Genomic DNA, 2489 nt, shown 5'->3' with positions numbered 1-2489 from the left:
CCACGCCGAGCGGCGGGCGGCACTGGTCCCTGGCCCGCATGGCGACGATGCGCCGGTCGGCGTCACCGTCGAGCACACAGCCCCAGCGACCGCGGTCCACCGAGACCACCATCGCGGCCTCGGCGTCGTTGTGCTGGGGCCGGGTCTTGGTGCGCGGACGCGAGGCCTTGCCAGGGCGGACCCGCACATCGGATTCGTCGTAGCTGGCTGCGGAGCGGCCTTTGCGGCTCAGTGCGACGCTCCCTCACCCGATAAGGCGGGCGCCAGCATCTGCTCCCACAGGGCGACGAAGGTCGGCAGCGTCTTGGCCGTGGTGCCGATGTCCTCGATCTCCACGCCGGGCACCCGCAGGCCGAGGATCGCACCGGCGGTGGCCATCCGGTGATCGGCGTAGGAGTGCCACTGCCCACCGTGCAGCGGGGCGGGCACGATCTCGAGGCCGTCCTCGGTCTCGGTGACGTTGCCGCCGAGCCGGTTGATCTCGGCGGAAAGCGCTGCGAGCCGGTCGGTTTCGTGCCCGCGCAGGTGCGCGATGCCGCGCAGCACCGAGGGCGAGTCGGCCAGGGCGGCCAGCGCGGCGACGGTGGGGGTGAGTTCACCGACGTCGTGCAGGTCGATGTCGATGCCGGCCAGGCGCTCCGGGCCGCGCACGGTGAGCACACCGTCGAAGATGCGGGCCTCGGCGCCCATCCGCACCAGGATCTCGCGGATCACGTCACCGGGCTGGGTGGTGCCGCGCGGCCACATCGGGATGCTCACCTCGCCGCCGGTGACGGCGGCCGCCGCCAGGAACGGGGTGGCATTGGACAGGTCGGGCTCGATCTCCCAGTCGACCGCGCGGATCGGGCCTGGTTCCACGGTCCAGGTCTGGGCGCTGCGCGAGTCGGCGGGGGTGTGCACCACCACGTCGGCGCGGCGCAGCATCTCCACGGTCATCTCGATGTGCGGCATGGACGGCAGCGGCTTGCCGTCGTGCTGCACGGTGATGCCCTCGTCGAAGCGGGCGGCCGAGAGCAGCAGCCCGGAGACGAACTGCGAGGAACCCGACGCGTCGATGGTGACCGCGCCGCCGCGCAGGCGGCCGGTGCCGTGCACGACGAACGGCAGCGCGTCGCCGTCGACGTCGAGGCCGAGCTTGCGCAGCGCGTCCAGGATGGTGGTCAGCGGGCGGAGCTTGGCCTGCTCGTCACCGAAGAACGCCACATCGCCGGTCGCCAGCGCGGCGGCGGGCGGCAGGAACCGCATGATGGTGCCCGCCAGGCCGCAGTCGACCGCGGTGCTGCGCAGCGGCGCCGGGGTGACCTCGAGGGTCTCGGCGTCACCGAGGATCTCGGTGCCAAGGCCCTGCAGTGCCTTGATCATCAGGTCGGTGTCGCGGCTGCGCAGCGCACCGGTGAGGGTGGACGGGCCATCGGCCAGTGCGGCCAGGATGAGCGCGCGATTGGTGATGGATTTCGAACCGGGCAGGGTCACGGTCGCGTGGACGGGGACCTCGATATGGGGCGCTGGCCAGAAACTCACCCGCCCATCTTCGCGCATGTGCGGTCCGGGCACACGGGTGGTGTGGAATTCGGTGCGGTCGCGTCGCCGCCGGGTGTCGGACTCCGGTGAGACGATGGCCCCATGTGCGGACGATATGCGACGACCACGAATCCGGGTCGGCTGGCGGCCGAACTCGACGCGATCGACGAGACCGACCTCGACGCGGACCAGCAGGAATCGACGGTGAGCTACAACGTGGCGCCGACCACCCGGGTGCTGACAGTGGTGGAACGGCACTCGCACGGCGAGCCCGAGGACGACCCGAAACTGCGGGTGCGGCGCATGCGCTGGGGCCTGATCCCGTCCTGGACCAAGGCGGGCGAGCCGGGGGTGCCGGCCAAGGGCAAGCCGCTGTTCAACGCCCGCGCCGACAGGGCGGTCACCGCGCCGTCGTTCCGCGACTCCGCCAAGCACAAGCGCTGCCTGGTGCCGATGGACGGCTGGTACGAGTGGCTGGTCGAATCGGCGCCGGCCGCCAAGGGCAAGGCCGTCAAGCGGCCGTTCTACATGTCGCACGCGGACGGGTCGCGGCTGTACATGGCCGGATTGTGGTCGGTGTGGCGCGATCGTGAGGTCCCCGATGCCGAGCCGCTGCTGTCGTGCACGATCCTCACCACCGACGCCATCGGCGATCTGGCGCGCATCCACGACCGGATGCCGCTGCCGATGCCGCGCGAGCACTGGGCTGCCTGGCTCGACCCCGACCATCCAGCGCCCGCCGAGCTGCTGGCCGGGGTGTCGCCGGAGGAGGCGGCCGCGATCGTCGCGCGGCCGGTGTCGACGCTGGTGAACAGCGTCCGCAACAACGGTCCGGAACTGCTGGCCCCCGCCGAGGCCACCGACGACGGAGCCGGGCAGATCAGCTTTCACATTTCGGGGCCCGCCCCCGGGTTTTCGGGACAATTTTGACATATACGAAAACGGTTCGATGGTAAAGACTGTATCTT

The 2489-nt window shown here is 71.0% G+C and carries 2 protein-coding genes and 1 pseudogene; 1 reads left to right on the top strand and 2 read right to left on the bottom strand.

The annotated features are described in order from the left end of the window. Positions 1–232: pseudogene (locus tag ACFWPJ_RS28120) on the bottom strand (ribosome small subunit-dependent GTPase A); the annotation flags it as partial. After that, the gene (gene aroA / locus ACFWPJ_RS28115) at positions 229–1539 is read right to left on the bottom strand and encodes a 3-phosphoshikimate 1-carboxyvinyltransferase (protein WP_378855805.1); all 1311 of its coding nucleotides are present in this window, start codon (positions 1537–1539) and stop codon (positions 229–231) included. The gene aroA and the pseudogene ACFWPJ_RS28120, both read right to left, overlap by 4 nt. Before the next feature lie 84 nt (positions 1540–1623). Between aroA and ACFWPJ_RS28110 the strand changes: the two genes are divergently transcribed. Continuing rightward, the gene (locus ACFWPJ_RS28110; RefSeq protein ID WP_378855803.1) at positions 1624–2451 is read left to right on the top strand and encodes an SOS response-associated peptidase; all 828 of its coding nucleotides are present in this window, start codon (positions 1624–1626) and stop codon (positions 2449–2451) included. Positions 2452–2489: the final 38 nt, after the last annotated feature.

This window comes from Nocardia sp. NPDC058497 (genome assembly GCF_042720195.1).
GTDB lineage: Bacteria > Actinomycetota > Actinomycetes > Mycobacteriales > Mycobacteriaceae > Nocardia.
This window is presented reverse-complemented; position numbering and strand designations above follow the sequence as displayed.

Bases quoted from the DNA above. Each gene is read 5' to 3' on its own strand.
- aroA (WP_378855805.1), bottom strand. From the start codon at position 1,539: ATGCGCGAAGATGGGCGGGTGAGTTTCTGGCCAGCGCCCCATATCGAG.
- ACFWPJ_RS28110 (WP_378855803.1), top strand. From the start codon at position 1,624: ATGTGCGGACGATATGCGACGACCACGAATCCGGGTCGGCTGGCGGCC.